The 19,117-nt window shown below is 43.8% G+C and carries 21 protein-coding genes; 2 read left to right on the plus strand and 19 right to left on the minus strand.

Translation table 11 applies throughout. The features are described from left to right. Nucleotides 1-187: ATP-dependent Clp protease adapter ClpS (clpS, locus tag Q0R35_RS11875; RefSeq protein WP_295618097.1), on the plus strand; the 187-nt coding region annotated here is incomplete at its 5' end. 108 nt (nt 188-295) lie between these two features. Here the strand turns inward: clpS and Q0R35_RS11880 are convergent. The 17 genes from Q0R35_RS11880 to Q0R35_RS11960 all read right to left on the minus strand — a co-directional run bounded on the left by Q0R35_RS11880 (nt 296) and on the right by Q0R35_RS11960 (nt 15,631). Then, complete coding sequence (locus Q0R35_RS11880; protein ID WP_295618099.1) at nt 296-1,246, minus strand: F0F1 ATP synthase subunit gamma; 951 nt, start codon at nt 1,244-1,246, stop codon at nt 296-298. Between the two features lie 114 nt (nt 1,247-1,360). Further along, a complete protein-coding gene (gene atpA / locus Q0R35_RS11885; protein WP_295618101.1) occupies nt 1,361-2,881 on the minus strand; it encodes a F0F1 ATP synthase subunit alpha in 1,521 nt (506 codons plus the stop codon). Nucleotides 2,882-2,988: 107 nt separating this feature from the next. Further along, complete coding sequence (gene atpH / locus Q0R35_RS11890; protein ID WP_295618103.1) at nt 2,989-3,537, minus strand: ATP synthase F1 subunit delta; 549 nt, start codon at nt 3,535-3,537, stop codon at nt 2,989-2,991. Then, nucleotides 3,537-4,061, minus strand: a complete 525-nt coding sequence (locus Q0R35_RS11895; protein ID WP_295618105.1) for a F0F1 ATP synthase subunit B — start codon at nt 4,059-4,061, stop codon at nt 3,537-3,539. The genes atpH and Q0R35_RS11895 overlap by 1 nt, the downstream gene beginning before the upstream one ends. Before the next feature lie 128 nt (nt 4,062-4,189). Continuing rightward, entirely contained in the window at nt 4,190-4,693 is a 504-nt protein-coding gene (locus tag Q0R35_RS11900; RefSeq protein WP_295618109.1) for a F0F1 ATP synthase subunit B', read from the minus strand. Nucleotides 4,694-4,876: 183 nt separating this feature from the next. Further along, complete coding sequence (atpE, locus tag Q0R35_RS11905) at nt 4,877-5,122, minus strand: ATP synthase F0 subunit C (protein WP_295618112.1); 246 nt, start codon at nt 5,120-5,122, stop codon at nt 4,877-4,879. A gap of 150 nt (nt 5,123-5,272) precedes the next feature. Then, nucleotides 5,273-6,031 carry a F0F1 ATP synthase subunit A gene (atpB, locus tag Q0R35_RS11910; RefSeq protein ID WP_366944875.1) on the minus strand — a complete coding sequence of 253 codons (759 nt, stop codon included), beginning with the start codon at nt 6,029-6,031 and terminating at the stop codon, nt 5,273-5,275. A gap of 88 nt (nt 6,032-6,119) precedes the next feature. Next, nucleotides 6,120-6,560 carry an ATP synthase subunit I gene (locus Q0R35_RS11915; protein WP_295618115.1) on the minus strand — a complete coding sequence of 147 codons (441 nt, stop codon included), beginning with the start codon at nt 6,558-6,560 and terminating at the stop codon, nt 6,120-6,122. Nucleotides 6,561-6,636: 76 nt separating this feature from the next. Beyond that, complete coding sequence (locus tag Q0R35_RS11920; protein ID WP_295618118.1) at nt 6,637-7,626, minus strand: NAD(P)-dependent oxidoreductase; 990 nt, start codon at nt 7,624-7,626, stop codon at nt 6,637-6,639. 48 nt (nt 7,627-7,674) lie between these two features. Then, on the minus strand, nt 7,675-8,082 hold the full coding sequence (locus tag Q0R35_RS11925; RefSeq protein ID WP_295618122.1) for an ADP-ribosylation/crystallin J1: 408 nt from the start codon (nt 8,080-8,082) through the stop codon (nt 7,675-7,677). Nucleotides 8,083-8,141: 59 nt separating this feature from the next. Beyond that, entirely contained in the window at nt 8,142-8,741 is a 600-nt protein-coding gene (locus tag Q0R35_RS11930) for a hypothetical protein (RefSeq protein WP_295618125.1), read from the minus strand. A gap of 99 nt (nt 8,742-8,840) precedes the next feature. Continuing rightward, nucleotides 8,841-9,722: a hypothetical protein gene (locus Q0R35_RS11935; protein ID WP_295618127.1), complete on the minus strand. Its 882-nt coding sequence runs from the start codon at nt 9,720-9,722 to the stop codon at nt 8,841-8,843. A 19-nt stretch (nt 9,723-9,741) separates the two neighbouring features. After that, nucleotides 9,742-10,536, minus strand: a complete 795-nt coding sequence (locus Q0R35_RS11940) for a hypothetical protein (protein WP_295618129.1) — start codon at nt 10,534-10,536, stop codon at nt 9,742-9,744. 97 nt (nt 10,537-10,633) lie between these two features. Beyond that, nucleotides 10,634-11,005, minus strand: a complete 372-nt coding sequence (locus tag Q0R35_RS11945) for a hypothetical protein (RefSeq protein ID WP_295618131.1) — start codon at nt 11,003-11,005, stop codon at nt 10,634-10,636. 97 nt (nt 11,006-11,102) lie between these two features. Next, the gene (locus tag Q0R35_RS11950; protein ID WP_295618135.1) at nt 11,103-12,950 is read right to left on the minus strand and encodes an ABC transporter substrate-binding protein; all 1,848 of its coding nucleotides are present in this window, start codon (nt 12,948-12,950) and stop codon (nt 11,103-11,105) included. A gap of 104 nt (nt 12,951-13,054) precedes the next feature. Next, on the minus strand, nt 13,055-14,179 hold the full coding sequence (locus Q0R35_RS11955) for a hypothetical protein (RefSeq protein ID WP_295618138.1): 1,125 nt from the start codon (nt 14,177-14,179) through the stop codon (nt 13,055-13,057). A gap of 240 nt (nt 14,180-14,419) precedes the next feature. Beyond that, nucleotides 14,420-15,631, minus strand: a complete 1,212-nt coding sequence (locus tag Q0R35_RS11960; RefSeq protein ID WP_295618141.1) for a CIA30 family protein — start codon at nt 15,629-15,631, stop codon at nt 14,420-14,422. Nucleotides 15,632-15,784: 153 nt separating this feature from the next. Here Q0R35_RS11960 and Q0R35_RS11965 point away from each other — a divergent pair, with 153 nt between their 5' ends. Continuing rightward, a complete protein-coding gene (locus tag Q0R35_RS11965) occupies nt 15,785-16,558 on the plus strand; it encodes an ion transporter (protein ID WP_295618144.1) in 774 nt (257 codons plus the stop codon). Between the two features lie 26 nt (nt 16,559-16,584). Here the strand turns inward: Q0R35_RS11965 and Q0R35_RS11970 are convergent, their stop codons facing one another. Both Q0R35_RS11970 and purB read right to left on the minus strand, forming a co-directional pair. Then, nucleotides 16,585-17,127 carry a CHAP domain-containing protein gene (locus tag Q0R35_RS11970; protein ID WP_295618147.1) on the minus strand — a complete coding sequence of 181 codons (543 nt, stop codon included), beginning with the start codon at nt 17,125-17,127 and terminating at the stop codon, nt 16,585-16,587. Between the two features lie 385 nt (nt 17,128-17,512). Next, nucleotides 17,513-18,808: an adenylosuccinate lyase gene (gene purB / locus Q0R35_RS11975; protein WP_295618155.1), complete on the minus strand. Its 1,296-nt coding sequence runs from the start codon at nt 18,806-18,808 to the stop codon at nt 17,513-17,515. Between the last annotated feature and the right edge of the window lie 309 nt (nt 18,809-19,117).

Raw genomic sequence — 19,117 nt, forward strand, 5'->3', positions numbered from 1 at the left:
GCATGTATCTACATGTCTGCTCACTTATATCCCCGGTATGAGTGAAGATCGGGCTTGGGAATTGACAAATCAAGTCCATTTTGAAGGACAATCGATCGTCTGGGTTGGCCCCCAAGAACAAGCCGAACTCTATCACCAACAGTTACGCCGCGCGGGTTTGACAATGGCACCGTTAGAAGCTGATTGATTAGGTTTTAGTTTACAAATCCAAAAAATGACGTAACACAAAAAACCCCTTTTCCCAACCGGGGAAAGGGGTAAAGATAAAAAATAAAATTCACTGTAAAAATCGAATCTAACCTTGAAGAGCTTCCGCACCACCAACGACCTCAAGAATTTCTTGAGTAATTGCAGCTTGACGCGCCTTGTTATAACTGAGTGTTAAAGAACCGATCAATTGTTTAGCGTTATCGCTGGCATTATTCATCGCTGTCATCCGTGCTGCAAGTTCGCTCGCAGCCGATTCTTGTAGCGCACGCAGCAGTTGATTATTCAAGTACAACGGTAATAAAGCATCTAATATCTGATTGGGATCTTGTTCAAAGACGGTATCGGTAGGCAGTGGTTGAACGGCTGTGCCTAATTTTTCGCGTTCGACGGTAAAATGACCACCGCGATTAGTCAGTCGAAACACTTCATCATCAACAACTTCTAAACCTTGTGGCGTTAATGGTAACAAGGTTTGGACGACTGGACGAGAAGCAATCAACGATACAAACTTGGTGTAAACTAGTTCTACTCGGTCTACCTCTTCAGATAGAAATAACGATAGTAATTCATCAGCAATTCTCCCAGCATCAGCAGCAGTAGGGATTTGTTCTAACCCGACATAACTAGCACTAATCGGTTGACTGCGACGTTGAAAATATTGAGTCGCTTTACGTCCGATCGTCACAAATTTATATTCTAAACCTTGCGATTTAAGTTCCTTGGCACGAAGTTCGGCTTTTTTAATAATCGAACTATTGTAACCGCCACACAGACCCCGATCGCCTGTTACGACCAAGATGCATATGCATTTTGCTTGGCGTTGTTGCAGAAAAGGTGATGTAGCGTCGGCAAAAGTCAACCGATCTTTTAAACTATATAAAACTTGAGCCAATCTGTCAGCAAATGGACGAGTTGCAATTACTTGTTGCTGTGCCCGACGCACTTTAGCTGCTGCGACTAGCCGCATTGCTTCAGTAATTTTCTTAGTATTTTTAACCGATTTAATTCGATCGCGAATAAGTTTTAAGTTAGCCATATTTTATTTTTTATCTATAATTTTTTACGAAAAATGGGGTAGGTGACTCGGATCTAGGTTTACAACAAATTGCTAATATCCCTATTCCCTATCCCCTATCCCCTATCCCCTACTTTAGGCTGCGGCTAAGAAGGACTTCTTACATTCAACTAATGCGGCTTTGAGCAGAGCTTCAGCTTCATCAGTCAACTGCATTTTGTTGTCTTGGATAGTTTTACCGTACTCAGGTTTGCTGTTTTTCAGATAATCTTTAAGTGCAGCAGTGTAACCAACAACTTTATCGACAGGGATATCGTCGAGGTAACCGTTTAAGCCTGCATATACTAACGCAACTTGTTCGGCGACAGATAGTGGCGAGTACTGAGGCTGTTTGAGAATTTCCCGTAACCGCGCACCACGAGCGAGTTGGTTTTGGGTCGCTTGGTCGAGGTCGGATGCGAACTGAGCGAAGGCTTGCAAGTCGTCGAACTGGGCGAGTTCGAGTTTGAGTTTACCAGCAACTTTTTTCATTGCTTTGGTCTGAGCTGCCGAACCTACGCGGGATACCGAGATACCTGCGTTGATGGCTGGGCGCAAACCGGAGTTGAATAAGTCGGAGGAGAGGAAGATTTGACCGTCGGTAATCGAAATTACGTTAGTTGGAATGTATGCCGATACGTCACTCGCTTGAGTTTCGATGATTGGTAATGCTGTCATGCTACCACCGCCGAGTTCGTCGCTGAGTTTAGCAGCGCGTTCGAGTAAGCGGGAGTGAATGTAGAATACGTCGCCGGGATAAGCTTCGCGTCCTGGTGGGCGACGGAGCAGGAGGGACATTTGACGGTAAGCTTGAGCTTGTTTGGACAAGTCATCATAGATAATGAGCGTTGCTTTACCTTGGTACATGAAGTACTCAGCGATCGCCGCACCAGTGTAGGGTGCAAAGTATTGGAGGGTTGCAGGATCGTTCGCATTGGCAGCTACAACGACCGTGTATGCCATCGCGCCAGCTTCTTCGAGGACGTTGACGATATTCGCAACGGTGGAGGCTTTCTGCCCGATCGCGACGTAGACGCAAACTACATCTTCGGATTTTTGATTGATAATAGTATCGATCGCGATCGAAGTTTTACCAGTCTGTCTGTCACCGATAATCAGCTCTCGTTGTCCGCGTCCGACTGGAATCATCGCGTCGATAGCGGTAATTCCGGTCTGCATGGGTTCGTACACCGAGCGGCGTTCGATAATTCCTGGAGCCATGAATTCAATCAGGCGAGTGGTGGTAGTCGCAATGTCGCCTTTACCATCGATAGGACGTGCGAGTGCATCGACTACCCGACCGACAATCGCATCGCCGACAGGAATCTGCGCGATTTTACCAGTTGCTTTAACTGCACTACCTTCTTGAATATTCCGACCGTTGCTCATCAATACCACGCCAACGTTATCGGCTTCGAGGTTGAGAGCCAATCCAACACTCGCGTCTTCAAACTCGACGAGTTCCCCAGACATAACTTTGTCTAAGCCATACACGCGGGCGATGCCGTCACCGACTTGCAATACGGTACCAACGTTAGACGATTTAACGTCTTGAGTGTACTGTTCGATTTGCTGGCGAATGATGCTGCTAATTTCGTCAGGTCTGATACTAATCATAATTATCTATTTACTGATGTTTTCTATAGGTGTTAGGTTCTATGCTTTAGGCTTTAGATATTTTAATTATTAGTTAAATACCTATTTTCTATCTCCTGTCGCCTACTTTAAGCAATACTTAGACCCAAGCGACGAATTTCGGCGCGTAGGCTAGAGTCGATGACTTGAGAACCGACTTTAATAATGACCCCACCGATAATTTCTGGATCGATATTAGTGGCGATTTCGACGCTATTCGAGCCAGTCATACCCTGAACCCTGTCACGAATCGATTGAGTCTGAGCGTCGGTTAGTGCGACTGCACTGGTAACTTCAGCTAAAACGATGCCTTTGAGCGCACGTAAAGCGGCTTGATAACGCTGGCAAATTCCGCGTAAGTAGCCAATCCGGCGACGATCGACTAAGATCATCAGGAAGTTTGACACAAATGGGTGAACTTGGTCGGTGACAATGTTCGCTAAAATGGCTTTTTTGTCAACAATTTTAACGATCGGATTCGACAAGATTTCGCTCAATTCTGGAGATTCATCGAGCAGTTCTAGTAGAGCTGCACAATTGTCGCCAAATTCATCGACTAGGTTTTGAGACTGAGCTAGAGACATCAGTGCATCCGCGTAAGGAACTAGCACTACACTACCAACTGCACTACCTTTCATTACTTACCTCCTACTAGTGCGATACTACGATCGACCAACTCAGATTGAGCGGATTCGGTCAGTAAATCTTGAAGTTGAGCTTGCGCTCGTTCGATGGCCATCGCTGTTACCCGCGCGCGCAATTCATTGATGGCTTTATCTTGTTCGGTGTTGGTATTGGCTGCGGCTAATTCTTGCATCCGCGCGATGTCGGCTGCGGCTTTGGCGGCGATTTCGGCTTTGGCATTTTCCGCGCCAGTAATGGCTAGCTTGCGAATGCTTTCAGCTTCAGTTTGAGCTTGCGCCAGATTTTTCTTGGCTGCTTCCAGGGCGGACATTGCTTGCTTTTGGCGAGCTTCAGTATCTTGGATGGCAGTTTCGATCGCCAGACGGCGTTCGGTGAGAATTTCACCCAAGAGTTTGCGTCCGAAGATAAAGACAAAAATCAAGACTAAAACGAGGTTAAATAAGTTAGCTTCGATTAAATCTGTATTTAGGCTGACACCACTCTCGGCTGTGGCGATGAATAAGAAATTTCCCATCATATATATATTCTAGAACTGGGCTATTTCGATTTTCTTATCAGTTATGGGTTAGGTGCGATCGGCAGTAACATAAGTAGTTACTGCTAAGTGTTCGCTATTAACTGTTTTAATCCCGCTTGCAGGTTATTTTATTTAACTAACTCGGCTCCCAGCAATTTGGTGAGAATTTGCCGACTGAGGGCTTCTACTTGAGGCTCTAAAGCGGTAAACGCAGCTTGTTTCTGCTGGTTAATTTCTTGTTGAGCCTGTTCGCGTTGAACTTGAGCAGCTTGCTGAGTCTCGGCTATTTGTCCGGCAGCGATCTGTTGCGCTTCAGCTTTGGCTGTAGCGATAACTGCTTGGGATTCCCGTCTGGTGCTAGTTAGTTCTTGTTCGTACTTTTTGGTGAGTGCTTCGGCTTCGGCTAGTCTGGCTTTGGCATCGCCCAAACCACCGCGAATATACTCATCTCGATCGTCTAATACTTTACCGAGGGGCTTATAAAACAGTGCATTTAAAGCAGCAACCAAAACGACGATTTGAATCATCATTAGTGGCAATGTCGCATCAAAGTCAAACAGTTTACCCTTTTCTTCTACTTCCTCTACTACTGCTACGGCTGTCGTCAACAGTAGAGACCATTGTGAGATCATCTTTTATGCTTTCCTCTGAAATTTTAGGTCAGGCGGGAAGCGGCAGCCCCAAAGTCAGCAGTGATGGTTGAGGATAGTTGAATCTTTAGTCTATCGATTGCAAACGCCAGATACTCAAACGTACTCTCACCCTCAACTAGATGAATTTTAGCTGCCCATTCCGCTGGTGATTGACTGTAACGATTATGCGAAAGGGTTAGCAAACAACAAAATCAGTGCGACAACTAGACCATAAATAGTCAGAGATTCCATGAACGCTAACGAAAGAATCAGCGTACCGCGAATTTTGCCTTCAGCTTCAGGTTGACGTGCAATACCTTCAACAGCTTGTCCAGCAGCGTTACCTTGACCGATACCAGGGCCGATGGAAGCTAGACCAACAGCAAGAGCAGCAGCGATAACGGAAGCAGCAGCAACAGTAGGATTCATGATGTAATTACCTTAAAAAATTGATTGAGAGAATAAATTATGTGACTAGAAGATCCGATTTTCGTTGCTAGAGAGCGTAGAATGCCGACGGGTTACCAGCTAAATATAACTAGTACCTATTCACTATCCACTATCCACTATCCACTAAATTTAGTGTTCTTCTTCGTGTTCGCCGTGACCTTCGATCGCTTCACCGATGTAGACAGCAGCTAGTGTGGCAAAGACCAATGCTTGGATGGCACTAGTAAACAACCCTAATAGCATAACTGGAATCGGTACAATAAACGGAACTAGTAATACTAGTACGCCGACCACTAATTCATCCGCAAGGATGTTTCCGAATAACCGGAAACTTAGCGATAGGGGTTTAGTGAAGTCTTCAAGGATGTTGATTGGCAGGAGGATTGGTGTCGGTTCGAGATATTTAGCTAGGTATCCCAAGCCACGTTTGCGGAAACCTGCATAAAAATATGCCAAGGATGTCAGCAATGCCAATGCCACCGTAGTATTGATGTCGTTGGTTGGCGCAGCTAGTTCGCCTGATGGCAGGTGAATTAGCTTCCAGGGAAGTAAGGCACCCGACCAGTTGGATAAAAAGATGAATAAAAATAAGGTACCGATATATGGCACCCAAGGACGATATTCCTTCTCGCCAATTTGGTCTTTAGCTAAGTTGCGGATATACTCTAAGGCATACTCCATAAGGTTTTGAATCCCACGGGGAATTCGTTGGACATTCCGCGTTGCTGCAATTGCCGCAATTAACAGCAAGCCAATCACAAACCAAGATGTGAGAAATACCTGACCGTGAATTTGGAGGTTCCCCAGTCGCCAGTACAAGTGACGGCCGACCTCCAATGCCGCTAGGGGCATGGAATTTATGATGTTCAAACCATCTAACATGTGCATCTAGGAGCTATTTCTAGCGGTTATCGATCGATATTGCAAAGATATTTGCGATTGGTGGTCGATCCTGCCGCTTTTGCTAAATTCGATTTCAGTCAGAGATCGAGAGGATTCGCACTAGGTAGACGATCGACGCTGCTTTATAAGTCAAAAAACCTAAAAAGACTGGTAGAATTTGCAACTGGTTCCATTTAGCAGCAACGAGCATCAAGACTATAACTAGGGCTTGACGATTGAAGCTCAGCTTCATGGTTTCAGTACCAAGGCGATCTACATCTCTGGCTAGCAGCCTCAAGTACACTACTCCTGCAACTGCACCTAATAGATAATTGCCAGCGATCCTCCAACCATAGAAATAAACCACGGTAGGAAATGCTACAGCAGCGATCGCTAGAGTAGTCAGAAACAATTCTTGTTTGAGCTGTTGATACTCACCCATCGAGTTGTCTGACGATTTTACACTAGATTCCTCAAGTGTAGTTGCCTCATCAACTAATTCTGTCAATTGAGACGTTTCATCAGTAGAGTTCACAGTAGTTTAGCGTTATTCGATCCCGAATCGACCATCATCGATTGTATCATCGAGCGGCAACAATACTTAAAAAAATTTATCGCCCGATCGAGTCCGTTTTACCGACAAGACCTCGCGTCCGAAAGATGTCGGTAATCGTTGGGGCATAGCTATTTAGTCCAAAGCTAGCAGGACTCACGGGATTCTTAGCTGCAAAGTGGCGGTAATTGAGACAAAACCGATCCCAGTCGCCCATTTCGATCTTAAATAGTTTAATAAAGAAATTAGCAAGCACGATCGATAGCGGAATCTGAAAGGGGCTACGTTTGCCAAAGTAGGCACAGATTTCCTTAATCCCGGCATCAGCACTCACTAACTGGTTACCCAAAACGATGCGTCGATCGAATTTATCGGCAATTTCGGGATGTGCGATGAGATGTCTGACGACTTCGGCGATGTCTTTGCCGTGGATGAAATGAAAGCTCCCATCAGCACTAAACCATTGCAGTAGCCCTGCATATTTAGAGATATTTGTCAAGTCAGCAGATAGAAAAGAATAGGGCTTGGTATCGTCGCCACCGAATACCAGTGTCGGGAAAACGGTGGTAATTTTTGAGGCAATCCTATTCTCGGCACCAACGGCATTTTTTTCCCGTGTCAGTTTATCTAAACACTGATATTTGGACACAATATAGTCCGTCCCGATTTTACCTGCTTCTGGTAGTAATTGATTCTGTCGATCGAGTACGCTTTGAGTTGAGAAGTAGATAACTTGCTGACAAACCTGCGGATCGAGCAAGTCAAATAAAATATGCGTTTTCGTATAGTTAATATCAAAGGCTGCTTGCCCACCCCAACCAGCAGCAGTCAGTACGGCAACATCGATCGTTTTTAATAACTCAGCCTGTCTTTCGATTTCCATCATGTCTGTGGTGACGACATGAATACCCGGACGTGCGTTGATATCTACTTGCAATTTGGCAGGGTTGCGGACAAATAGAAATAGTTCGTGGTCGGTATTTTGAATCAGAGTTTCGCTGATATAATGACCGACACAACCACTGGCACCTGTGACAAGAATACGCATCAAACTAGGAATTAGAAATTAGTGGGCATTGTACAAGATTGGTGACGGCTACACGAACTTAATTGTTGCGGGTAAGTTGCTAACAGGATCGATCGGGTGAGGAAAGTTGCTGCCATAATAAGCAGCTACAATTTTTATGTCTCCCAAAATGTGTTTATTAAATTGGGATAAATTTTCAGCAGGTATCCATAATTCCTGATGAACTTGACTGCTACCAACAATCTGAATTTCAAATTGAGAGATATAAGCATCATTGACATCAAATTGAGTCACAAAGCCAGCAAAGCCAGAATTCGGATCGGTAGTGTTCCAATCTTTGGCGATTTGGATACCATATTCCAGATTTAGAACCGGATAGAAAATTGGCTGAGATGGCAATCGGGGCGGGAAAGCGAAAAAATTACTATCTGCAATCAGCTCTAATTCTTGATAACCGATCGGACGATAAAGACGCATAGAATTAATTTTAATTTAAGTAGTCATATTTTAACCCTCTGGTAACCGATCGCTTTATTTTAAGATCCACTCACCATCCATTTAAGGATACCAAGAATGCGTTCGACTGGGGTAACCTGATATTCATTTAGATCGAGCGTCAGATCTTGATTCTCAAGCTTGAGAAATTGCCATAACTTCCCGCTGGTAACGCAGCCATAGATAACCGGAATCGGCTTGTCTTCATTGATGTTAAATATTTGAGCAGCGACCATTTCGGCGGCACACTGCCCTAAGCCCACATCTAATTCTCCCTTTTTTGCTTCTACTAACATCACGATCGGAGCTTGAATTATAGATGAGATCGTAGATTTACTTAACAAGAAGTCACAGAAACCATTCAGACCACGCTCTCGATCGACATTAAATTCTTCACCTGAAAATAGTTGGATTTGGTTATCGGCCAGTCGCAACAACTCAACCAAAATTGGACTGACTAATAACTCTGACTTTGCCTTTTCAGATTTTGCCCTTTGCGCTAATGGTAAATATTGTTCAAAAATGTTTAAGAATTCTGGCTTTGGTGATACTGGCGGTAGAGATTCGCAAAAAGATGACTCGATGAGATTTAAGTCGAACTGACCGATCGCATCTTGCCAAGAAAAATTATTATAAGCCATAAATTTAGTTTTACCACTTTACAAAAGTATCCTCGATTGCTCTCAAAAGATTACGGCAGAGTTGGTAAACAATACCCAAATTGCCATCGGCTGAGTCGTTTATGCTCCTGGTAATCGATCGCTTCTGTCGCGGCGGTACTTGCCGAACCGATAGTCAAACGGGCGATCGAGTGGATGCAGGCTATAATACTCTCGATCGACAAATCTAATTATAGAAGTAGCCGACTCTGTTAAACCAAAAAAATAGGTGTTCATCTGGTTCGTTGTCGCGATTTGGGCATAGTGGCTGGTAGTGCTTTTAGCCCGGCCTACCGCCTTGCGTAAGGCTCGATAGGACTTCAATCGCTCAGTAGCTAACTTGCGCTCTGTGCGGCAGGCAAACCAGCGGGTTTTAGCCGCAATTACTGGTTCGCCGCCGAACACAATTAGAAGATGGAGCAATACTCCTAGTGCCGTCATAATTGCTACAAATATCCAACTAAGTTGGCTGTCCGATTGGGAAAGATACATGGTGTAAGCAAACATAGCTGATGGCAATACAGCCCAACAGAACCCGGTTACATACCAAAAAATTACCCAGAAAGTTAGCAGTCCGTCGAAGGGTTCATCCCGCCTTGCCATCTTGGCGGCATGAATTAACTGAGCAAATTTTAACTCAATTGCCATGTATAAAAACGGAAATAAACATGTTGACAGCAATAGCAACCAAACTGGCACATCGGTCAGTAATAGCCGAATTAGGTAGTCAGCCAAGCTGTGAAAGATTAGGAAATCGAGAAACAGGTTAGCCCAGTGTGGGAGTAGCAAGAACATATCTGCTGAACCATGTTCGGCAGCACTCTGAAAATGCTGTTGATTGAGATCGCAATAGAGCCAGTAATTAGTGTCGTTGGGTAGAAAGATATTCCAGCAATCGCTCAAGTGGTTGAGTTCTTTTTCGACGGGCGATGCGGTGCGATCGAGATTATAGTTATTAGTCATTACGCTTTACCCTTAAAATCTATTTACCAGTAATAAATCGCACAGCACCTTCGATCGATTCATAAGGTTTGTTGCTGCCTAACAGGGGTTGTAAGATGCCAGCCTGACCCCCACTACTGACTAGTAGTACCTGTGGATTACTAGTAAACTTAACTTGTTTGGGGTTGTTCCGAGCAGTTTCTAATCCATCCGTAATGAGTAAAGCAATATTGCGGGGCAATTGCCGCCAGTTGCCAGCCTCAGCCAAATACAAATCGCCGCGCTCGACCATGCCGACCACATCAGAAGCCTTACAACTGGGAGGCTGCTCTAAAACTTTGCTAATTTTGGTGGTAAATTCCTTGCTATTGCGTTGTGCCTCTTGCTGCCGTAATGCCATGACTCGATCGTAAGTACTGAGTTGCTGCTGGTAGGCTTTAGCTTGCAGCTCGGACTGTTTTTGCAATTTGGGTAATTCGAGCGGGTTCACTGTCCCCGGTTTCGGCATTGGCGCAGGCGGTTGGGGTGCCAGTGGTGGTTCTGGCATGTAGAAGCTATTTAAGCGCAGATCTGATGAGGTACAGACTTCGGCGACGCGCACTTCTCCACCCACTTTTTTAACTAATTCGAGTAAGGGTTGAAGGTTATCGAGCTTGAGACTGGGGATTTTGGAGGCACCGACACTGAATGTCCGATCGATCGCTACATAAATCCTGACTGGCGATGAAAGCACCACAGACGACTGCGGATTAGAGACAGACGGAATTGGGGTAGGGGAGTTGCACCCAGTCAATCCCCACGCTAAACCAACGAGCGATATTAATTTTAGCTGCATAAATATTAGTTTTTGCTAATTAAATATTTTCAGAGCTGAAATCGGGGTTTAATTTTATTTGTGATGGCAATTGCCACGGTTAGGATGTTTAGTTTGACTAGATCCCCGACTTCTCCGAGAAGTCGGGGATCTGATCCGTCCCAACTAATGCTGTGGTGGCCATAGCTGACGATCGATGTCGGGAAAGTCGAGCTAAATTTTCTGATAAGATCGATGCAGCGATCGTCGGTAAGATCTGCGCGATCCGATCGTGAGATATCGCAATATTTAAACCGATCGATTTGCCATAGCTAATGAGTAGCGGCCAGTGGGAAGCCAGCGTAAACCCAGGATCGTCGCGATCCAAAATTTTCATCAGCCGGATCGAATAATAAATATCTTGAGTATCTTCAGGACAGCAACGAGCGCAAATCTTTTTCAACTGAATGGCACTACTTCGCACAATGATGTTCTTGACTGCTGGTTCCATGTCGCACATCCTCGCTATTTGTGTGTGCGATGATTCTAATGTCTGCGTAAAGAGAAAATCTACCCCCATCTGTCGGTGGCATTTCGACAAGTGTCGTCTAGGCTGGGGAAATACAATTCCACCGCCATCTGCGCCGAGATCGATCCCATTCGAGTTTGACGATTTCGGCTGGTGGATACAGCCTGTCTCCATTAGCTTGAAAGGCAATTTGTCCGGTGATGCCTTGAAATTGATGATATTCTAGTGTGAAGTGTCGATCCATCTGTTCCAATAACGATCGAGAGTCGTCAATGTGGGGAAATTGCTGGAGCATCTGATAAATTAGCAGCACCGAGTCAAACGCTGTGGCACTCCGCCAGGTCACCTTGTTAGCATCCCACAGGCGACTGGCAAGAGTACAAAACCCTTGAGCGGGAAGCCGATTGCTATTACAGCCATTAGCGCGACTATCCCAGTGCCAGGGCAAACAGGTGATAATTTGAGGCTGAAGATCGGCGTTGGTGGAGTCTCTGGGCACGAGAATCGAATGGCTAAAATTTTGTTTGTACAAGGTAGCCGAGCCAGCCAAAACACACCGATCGAGATTTAATTGGCTCAATAATCCAGTATTAGCCAAAAAATTTGGATCGATTCTCGCATCGATAATAATAATTACAATATCGACTTCTTCTCTATTAAGTTGCTCTACATAATTACTCGATCTAATATCTTCTTCATTTAAGTATCCGAAGGTCGATAATATTTGAAAATCTGAAGATCTTTTGTTCAATTCATCTTCGATCGCTTGACGGTAAGAATTACTGTAAATACTATTTTCAGCATAGATAATTACCGTCCTTTTGAGTGCAGGCAAATGGGGAAAAGCCGCTGGATCTGCCAGAAACTCGACTAATTTAGCTGCATTAATGGTATCGATCGGTGGAATTCTAAAAAAGCATAGCTGTTCGCCAATCTCCAGCGATGATAATTGAGTTGAGGTGCTGCTAGAATTGACGAGGACGATTCCAGCCTGAGCATATACAGGTACAGCTCTTTGAGTTGCCTCGCTGGAATAATGCCCAATAATCGCGATTAAATTTAGTTCTGGTGCTAATCTTGTCAGATTTTCTGCTGTCCGGTCATCGCCATCATATAAATTATTAATATCATTAACTATTAAAATCTTTAAGGCAATTTTGCGGTGCAGTAAAGTGCCAAATAGCGGCAGGATATTCGGATAATGTTCGGCTAATCCTAACTCATCAATTTGAGCGTTTATTTGTAACTGAATTTGAGCGATACCTTGTAATGTTTCGGTGGCAATTTGACCCCGATCGTGATTGATTGGGACGACAACAGCGATCGTTCGTACGGAAATTTTTTTCTGGCTCAATCGAGCATGATTGCGCTCGATTGCACAATTATTGATATAGATTAAAATTTCAGGGCTACCACTATGAAATATTTGTCTGCCACTCGTCCAGGCATTTAAAAAACATCTCTGTGCTTGATACCATAAACCAGATTGATAAAATCTGGCAGCACTAATTTGGGCGTTACCGATTTGGCGATCGTATGGATACAAAAATACTTGTCTGCCAAAGCTAGCCTGAAAATTATCGGCATTGAGTTGTGCTGGCGGGTGCAGTCGATAATCCCCGTCCGGATCGAGCAACCAATTGAGAATTAAGATCCACTTATTAGTTATTCGATCGCGATCGACCGCCATCAGTTCAGCTATTCTTGGATAGCAATAATTACTGAGTCTATCCCTGATATAAAGCGAGTTTCGCGATATCGATCGGGCAATTTCATTACGCTCTTGACCGAGTAAAGACGCACAAATAATCTGTCGATCTAGCGCATTTAAAGTATTCGATCCGAGCGATATTCCTTCTAAATTCCGAAAAAACAGATCGATATCGATTCCTAATCTTTGATTGAGGCGGTCGCATTCTGCACACATAATTGAGCCTCCTTAAAAGCATCCCACTTTTATTATACGCAACATAAAAGTGGGATAATTCTGCCCGATCGTTGGCGTAGCCTACCGTTAGGTAATCTCAATAACTACTTTACTTTCAACCTCAGCGAATAACGCGTCGGCGAATTACCGATCGCATTGGCGACTTGCATGGTATTAATATAATTACTTAATGCAATTTTAACTGGCGCAAGCGTACGGACGCTAGTTTGAAAAGCTACATCAGATTTTTGTAAGGCAGCTTGACGTTGAATCGCATTCAAACTATCCCACCGCACGGTAGGATCGGCTTTAAGTTTTGCCAATCGATCGCGTCTGAGCTTATTCATCTCTTTAAGTTCAGGAATATAAGCTTCGAGATTTTGTCCCCAATGAATCCGCATTTGTTCGCGAAATTCATCACTGCGTCGGAACCAGTCACTACTTTTAAATGTCAGCCAATTGGCAGGTAATCTAGAAAAAGTTTGTTTGGTATCGATTGAAATTTTTGGATACTCAGTTGTAAGTTTAGCCGCGATCGCATTTTTGAGTTTCAGATCGGGCGTTGATACCAATTTTCCCATAATTTCATTGACCATAAAACACAGCGCATCCGCACTAATATCGGTAGTCATCCGGGTTAATGGGGGTTTTCCAGGTGCCAACCAATTCTGAGGCGAGGCATCATAAAAAGATACCAACCAGAGTGAATCTGCGTCGCCATCTAGTACCTGCTGGCGCAAATTTGCCACTAAATTAGTTTGCAGTTGAGTGCGCTCGGCTGGTGTTCCTTTCGCAAGTTGAGGTTCTAGCGCGATGGTTTGGGCGACAGTATTTCTAAGTCCCAAATTTGTCATCCATTCTTTGTTTAATCTCGTGGAGATTCTTTGTTGCTGGTTGGGGGTGAATTTGACCGCTAATACTTGTCCGTAGAGATTGGTGAAGTTTGTAATAATCGTGGGTGTCAGTGCGGGTACGATGACCAATGGGGCAACCGTTGGAGTTGAATTCGGCAGGCTAATCGGTTTGGGCGTAATCGCTGGAGTAATGGGATTAGCTGGGGTCGCTTTTGTCGGTGTGGGTGCTTTTTGAGCGGGTGTAGGTTTAGCCGTAGGAGTAGGAGTAGGTTTAGCAGGTGGTGTAACTGTAATTGCAGGTGCTACGATGCCGAGCATCAGACTGGCTGTACATAATAAAGCAATCGCTCCTGGATTGATTTTGGTTAGTTTCATGGTATCTACATCCCGCTCTGTATCGATGAATTGCGTGACTATTTCTAGCTTGTCGATCGATTATACTCTGCCTGCGATCGCCTTCGTAATTAAAGGCAATGGGCAAAAGATAATACCTGAATTTAATTAATCGGATAACTTGAGGTAAGCGGCACCAGGCTGTTACCAAAAGATCGAGTTAATTATGTTCTGGCTGCAATCTGGGACGCAAATCGGTGGCAATTGTTTCAGATCCAAATGCTAACGACCTAAAATTTGTCCGACTGTCTCTGGTTGGGAAAGCGATTTTACTGCAATCGCCGCTACCATTTGGGTGTCTAGATTTACACTACGCACGATCGAAAAGGGAATACCAGTAGCCTGAAGTTGGGCAACTAATGTTGCTGTTGTATCTTCTGGATAGATCGCAACTAATTGCGGCACGATCTTACCATCGTAAGCAGAAATAGATTCAATTTCTATTGAAAATAGACCGGGAACAAAGTTAGGATTCAAGGCACGATCGTACTCAAACTTACTTAGCATTAATTGAAACGAATGAATCTGAGTTTCATCGATCGGTGCCGCTTCACTGACAGTTTTGGCTCGAAAAATCGGTACTAAATCTTGAAAGGAGATTTGAATTGTCATCCATTCATCAGCAATTGTATCGAAAGAATGAGCGTATCCGATCCCATCCCATTTTGTCTCAGTTCGCACGAATAACTTATATCTTTGTCCGTCACCTTTAACTTTTAATTCAATCCCTCGATAATTACTCAGATTGAGACTGGGTTCAAAATTTCGGGTGCGTACTGAAGCAAATCCACCAGAATTATCTGTCGAAACATTACCGCTAAACACTGCATAACCAGCGCGTAACCGAATCCCGCTCTCACTCACGCCACCCATCACCACATCATCCACAGCACCCCAAGTCGCCTGAAGATCCTGAGTTGGGTGGGTAAAATCAAACAGTTCTAATTGATTGCGACTGGGTAAATAATTACTTGCAGCCGCAGTTAGATTAGCTAAAGATGCTACTGTGACAGGGTTCTGTGGATCTGGGCAAATAATTATTGCTTTAACTCCTGGCATTAATCGGGTTAGAGCATCATCATTTAATCGATCGATCCCAAATTCTGCCTGCACAAACTCAACATTTGTGGGTACACTAAACGGTGTTAAGCTCAAATCTGCGATCGCCGCTCTGACTCTATAACCACTTTTGAGTAGTTGCGAAACCACCAACTGTCCGATTTCACCACCCGCTCCGACTACCAAAATTATACCCACAGATCTTCCTCCATCAGTCGTAGATTGACTAGTTGACGCACCCTTGAGCCAGCGTTGCACGTCACTCAAGACAGGAATCGCGCCAAAGTAGCTAACGGTATTTAAAAACCTGCTGACATCCCATTTAGCCATAATATTAATGATTTGGTAGTGGTTATCGATCGTCGTCGCTAGCATTGGCTCATACTACCTCGATTATAACCAGTTTATTTTACCTACCAGCACCGAGCCGCCAGATTTATCGATCGATTCAACTAAAATTTTACTTTCAAACATATCGATACATGGCACTCGCTCTTACTAATTTTACCGATCGGCTCACATTATTTTATGATTATTACCGATAAAATCTTGCTCTACTTAGAAGATATCGAACACCCGATCGGCAGAATAGTAAATTTAGTAATTACCTTTCTAGTCCTCATTTCTACCGGAATATTCGTCGCTGAAACTTACCCACTCGATCCCGAATTGCGATCGATCGTCAGTCAAATAGATCTAATTATTTTATCAATTTTTGCATTTGAATATCTACTTCGACTGATCGCAGCACCAAATAAGTTCAAATATATATTTAGTTTTTACTCACTCATCGATCTGATGGCGATTTTGCCAGTATTAACCGGGATAACCGATGTTAGTTTTATTCGGATCTTGCGCTGGTTCAGGATTTTACGGTTGCTAAGATTTATTGAAGGTAAAGCTTTATTCGGCAATCTCGACCGCGAAGATAGTTCGATCGTCACTCGGATTCTATTTACAATTTTCTCAATTATTTTTATCTACTCAGGCTTAATTTATCAAGTCGAGCATTCCGTTAACCCCAAGCAGTTTGGTACCTTTTTCGATGCTGTTTATTATGCAGTTGTCACCATGACAACGGTAGGATTTGGGGACATTACGCCCACATCTCAAGCCGGAAAATTGATGACAGTATTAATGATTTTAACTGGAATTGCATTGATTCCGTGGCAATTAGGCGATCTAATTAAGCAGGTTGCTAAAAGTGCTAACAAATTAAATACAGTATGTCAAAAATGTCAACTATCGAGCCACGATCTCGATGCTAAATTTTGCAAACGTTGTGGCACAACCTTAAATTAGCAAATATTTAAGCTTGAATTCAATACTTATAAATAAATAAACTTAGCTGCTTTAGCCACTGGAGTTTTAGCTTTAATTAACTTAATCAGCGGTCGAGCTTGATGATTTCCTTCACTAATTAGAAAAGAACCATCGGGATAAACTTTTTCAACAAAAGCAACATGTCCGGCGATCGGATCGGTAGCATAAGAATAAATAGTATTACCTTCTTGCCAAGTAAACTTGAGATCGGCTTCCCAGACTACCACACTATTTGCTCTAGCCTGTTTATTTAACCGACTGCGATAACTGCTACTCGCAATCCGATCGTCCCAGGTATGTGCGTCGCCATTAAGTACAGTACCAATACCTTGACTATTCTTAAATAAACCCCGTTCGATCGCTCTTCCATAGGCAAATTCGACACATTCAAACGGGTGAGAACCTCGACTTTGTTCGTTTCCAGCAATTATTTGATTGCCACTAGCTCGATAATAAGCACCATTAAGATCGATGCCTAATTGCGCGATCGATGGTACAGTTTTCGGGGTAATTCTATTTTGAGCAGCAGATAAGCGAGGAGAAATCAACGATCCTGATGATATTAATGTTATAAATGTTATTGTAATTGTCGATATTTTAATATTAATAATCCACCTCGTAGAACTAAATATTTAATCAATCGATCCTAGAAATTCAATGACGATCGAGGAATGATTATATCTCCGATCGCTATACTAAGCGATTTTTGTGAATAACGATCCCTTAATATTGTCTTGTTGCGCTAAACCTTCGGGAAACCCGAAGAGCGCGCACCGCTGTCTGAACTGTGATTAAAATGATTAATTGATGGACTTTGATTAACCACTAGTCGATAATCTTAGTCTATCTGTTAATCAGATGAATCATAGTTCAGATAGTATAGTCTCGATCGTCATATTATCTCTCTAGGTCGATCGGCACACACTTAGAGATTTAGATACTCAAACGTTGATAAATTTCGTCTAGGTGCTTGAAGTGTTGAGTAGGATCGAAACAATGCTCGATTTCGGCTGGGGTGAGATGTGCTGTTACGCGAGGATCGTTAGAAATGACTTTGCGGAAATCGCCATCGGCGGTATTCCAGACACTCATCGCATTCGATTGGACGATCGCATATGCTTCTTCCCGGTTCAATCCTTTACCCACTAAGGCTAGTAATACGCCTTGACTGAAGACAACCCCACCATAACAGTTGAGATTCCGCGCCATGTTTTCGGGATAAATCAACAGGTTCTTAATCAGATTGGTAGTCTCCACCAACATGAAATGCGTAATGATGCAAGAATCGGGCATACAGACACGTTCGACCGAACTATGCGAAATGTCTCGTTCGTGCCATAAAGCGACGTTCTCTAGGGCAGCGATCGCGTTCCCACGCAAGATTCGCGCCATGCCTGTCAACCGTTCGGAACGAATGGGATTGCGCTTGTGGGGCATTGCCGAAGAGCCTTTTTGCCCTTTGGAAAAGAATTCTTCGACTTCTAATACATCAGTGCGTTGCAGGTTCCGAATCTCAACGGCAAATCGCTCCATACTCGCACCGAGCAGAGCCAGCACCTGGGCGAATTCAGCATGAATATCGCGAGAGATTACTTGAGTAGAAGCAGTGTCTGGAGTCAATCCTAGCTTCTGACAGGCGATCGCTTCCGCACGCGGTTCGATATTGGCATAGGTACCGACAGCACCAGAAATTTTACCAACTGCAATAGTTTGGCGCACGCGCACTAATCGATCGCGATTCCGCAACATTTCAGCTAGCCAACCCGCTAATTTAAAGCCAAAAGTAATCGGTTCGGCGTGGATTCCATGCGATCGTCCGATCGTGACTGTATAGCGATGTTTTTGGGCTTGATAGCGAATCGCCTGAATCGTATCTTCTAACCGTGCTAACAGAATATCGGTACTCGCCACCATTTGCAAAGCCAGCGCGGTATCGAGCACATCCGAGCTAGTCATCCCCAGATGGATATATCGCCCAGCCGCACCGACGTATTCGTTAACATTGGTGAGAAATGCAATCACATCATGACGGACTTCAGCTTCGATCTCTAAAATCCGATCGACATCAAATTTCGCTTTAGCCTTAATCTCATCGACAGCCGCTTGAGGAATATGTCCTAATTCTGCTTGAGCTTCACAGACGGCAATTTCTACTTGGAGCCAAGTTTGAAATTTATAAGCATCCGTCCAAATTTCACCCATTTCGGGCAGCGTATAACGTTCGATCACTTGTCCGTCACTTGAATTCAACTAGTTTAGTATAACTGCGATCGCGTGTCCGCCACTTGAATTCAACTAATTCAACGTGAGTTCGGGATAAGGATAATTGCTTCATTCGAGGAACGCCACCGATTAAAATCGGGGCTGATGATTCAAAGTCCGCCTTCGCGGACTGACATAAGTACTTAGACGAAAATAATTGCACAAATAAACAGTATAATGAGTTGCGATTATTAAAATATCTATTTACCGAGAGATTGAATGTTTTTTTTCAGAGAAATAAATCCACTATCCTTCAGCCTGCTAGAACGAATTTAT

This window comes from Chamaesiphon sp. GL140_3_metabinner_50, assembly GCF_025361915.1.
Taxonomy (GTDB): domain Bacteria; phylum Cyanobacteriota; class Cyanobacteriia; order Cyanobacteriales; family Chamaesiphonaceae; genus Chamaesiphon.

Excerpts from the sequence above, each read along its gene's own strand:
- Q0R35_RS11940 (WP_295618129.1), bottom strand. The coding sequence starts at position 10,536 with ATGCAGCTAAAATTAATATCGCTCGTTGGTTTAGCGTGGGGATTGACT.
- Q0R35_RS11880 (WP_295618099.1), bottom strand. The coding sequence starts at position 1,246 with ATGGCTAACTTAAAACTTATTCGCGATCGAATTAAATCGGTTAAAAAT.
- Q0R35_RS11950 (WP_295618135.1), bottom strand. The coding sequence starts at position 12,950 with ATGTGTGCAGAATGCGACCGCCTCAATCAAAGATTAGGAATCGATATC.
- Q0R35_RS11920 (WP_295618118.1), bottom strand. The coding sequence starts at position 7,626 with ATGCGTATTCTTGTCACAGGTGCCAGTGGTTGTGTCGGTCATTATATC.
- Q0R35_RS11925 (WP_295618122.1), bottom strand. The coding sequence starts at position 8,082 with ATGCGTCTTTATCGTCCGATCGGTTATCAAGAATTAGAGCTGATTGCA.
- atpE (WP_295618112.1), bottom strand. The coding sequence starts at position 5,122 with ATGAATCCTACTGTTGCTGCTGCTTCCGTTATCGCTGCTGCTCTTGCT.
- atpA (WP_295618101.1), bottom strand. The coding sequence starts at position 2,881 with ATGATTAGTATCAGACCTGACGAAATTAGCAGCATCATTCGCCAGCAA.
- Q0R35_RS11945 (WP_295618131.1), bottom strand. The coding sequence starts at position 11,005 with ATGGAACCAGCAGTCAAGAACATCATTGTGCGAAGTAGTGCCATTCAG.
- Q0R35_RS11900 (WP_295618109.1), bottom strand. The coding sequence starts at position 4,693 with ATGATCTCACAATGGTCTCTACTGTTGACGACAGCCGTAGCAGTAGTA.
- Q0R35_RS11965 (WP_295618144.1), top strand. The coding sequence starts at position 15,785 with ATGATTATTACCGATAAAATCTTGCTCTACTTAGAAGATATCGAACAC.
- Q0R35_RS11935 (WP_295618127.1), bottom strand. The coding sequence starts at position 9,722 with ATGACTAATAACTATAATCTCGATCGCACCGCATCGCCCGTCGAAAAA.
- Q0R35_RS11895 (WP_295618105.1), bottom strand. The coding sequence starts at position 4,061 with ATGATGGGAAATTTCTTATTCATCGCCACAGCCGAGAGTGGTGTCAGC.
- atpH (WP_295618103.1), bottom strand. The coding sequence starts at position 3,537 with ATGAAAGGTAGTGCAGTTGGTAGTGTAGTGCTAGTTCCTTACGCGGAT.
- Q0R35_RS11930 (WP_295618125.1), bottom strand. The coding sequence starts at position 8,741 with ATGGCTTATAATAATTTTTCTTGGCAAGATGCGATCGGTCAGTTCGAC.
- Q0R35_RS11955 (WP_295618138.1), bottom strand. The coding sequence starts at position 14,179 with ATGAAACTAACCAAAATCAATCCAGGAGCGATTGCTTTATTATGTACA.
- atpB (WP_366944875.1), bottom strand. The coding sequence starts at position 6,031 with ATGCACATGTTAGATGGTTTGAACATCATAAATTCCATGCCCCTAGCG.
- Q0R35_RS11960 (WP_295618141.1), bottom strand. The coding sequence starts at position 15,631 with ATGCTAGCGACGACGATCGATAACCACTACCAAATCATTAATATTATG.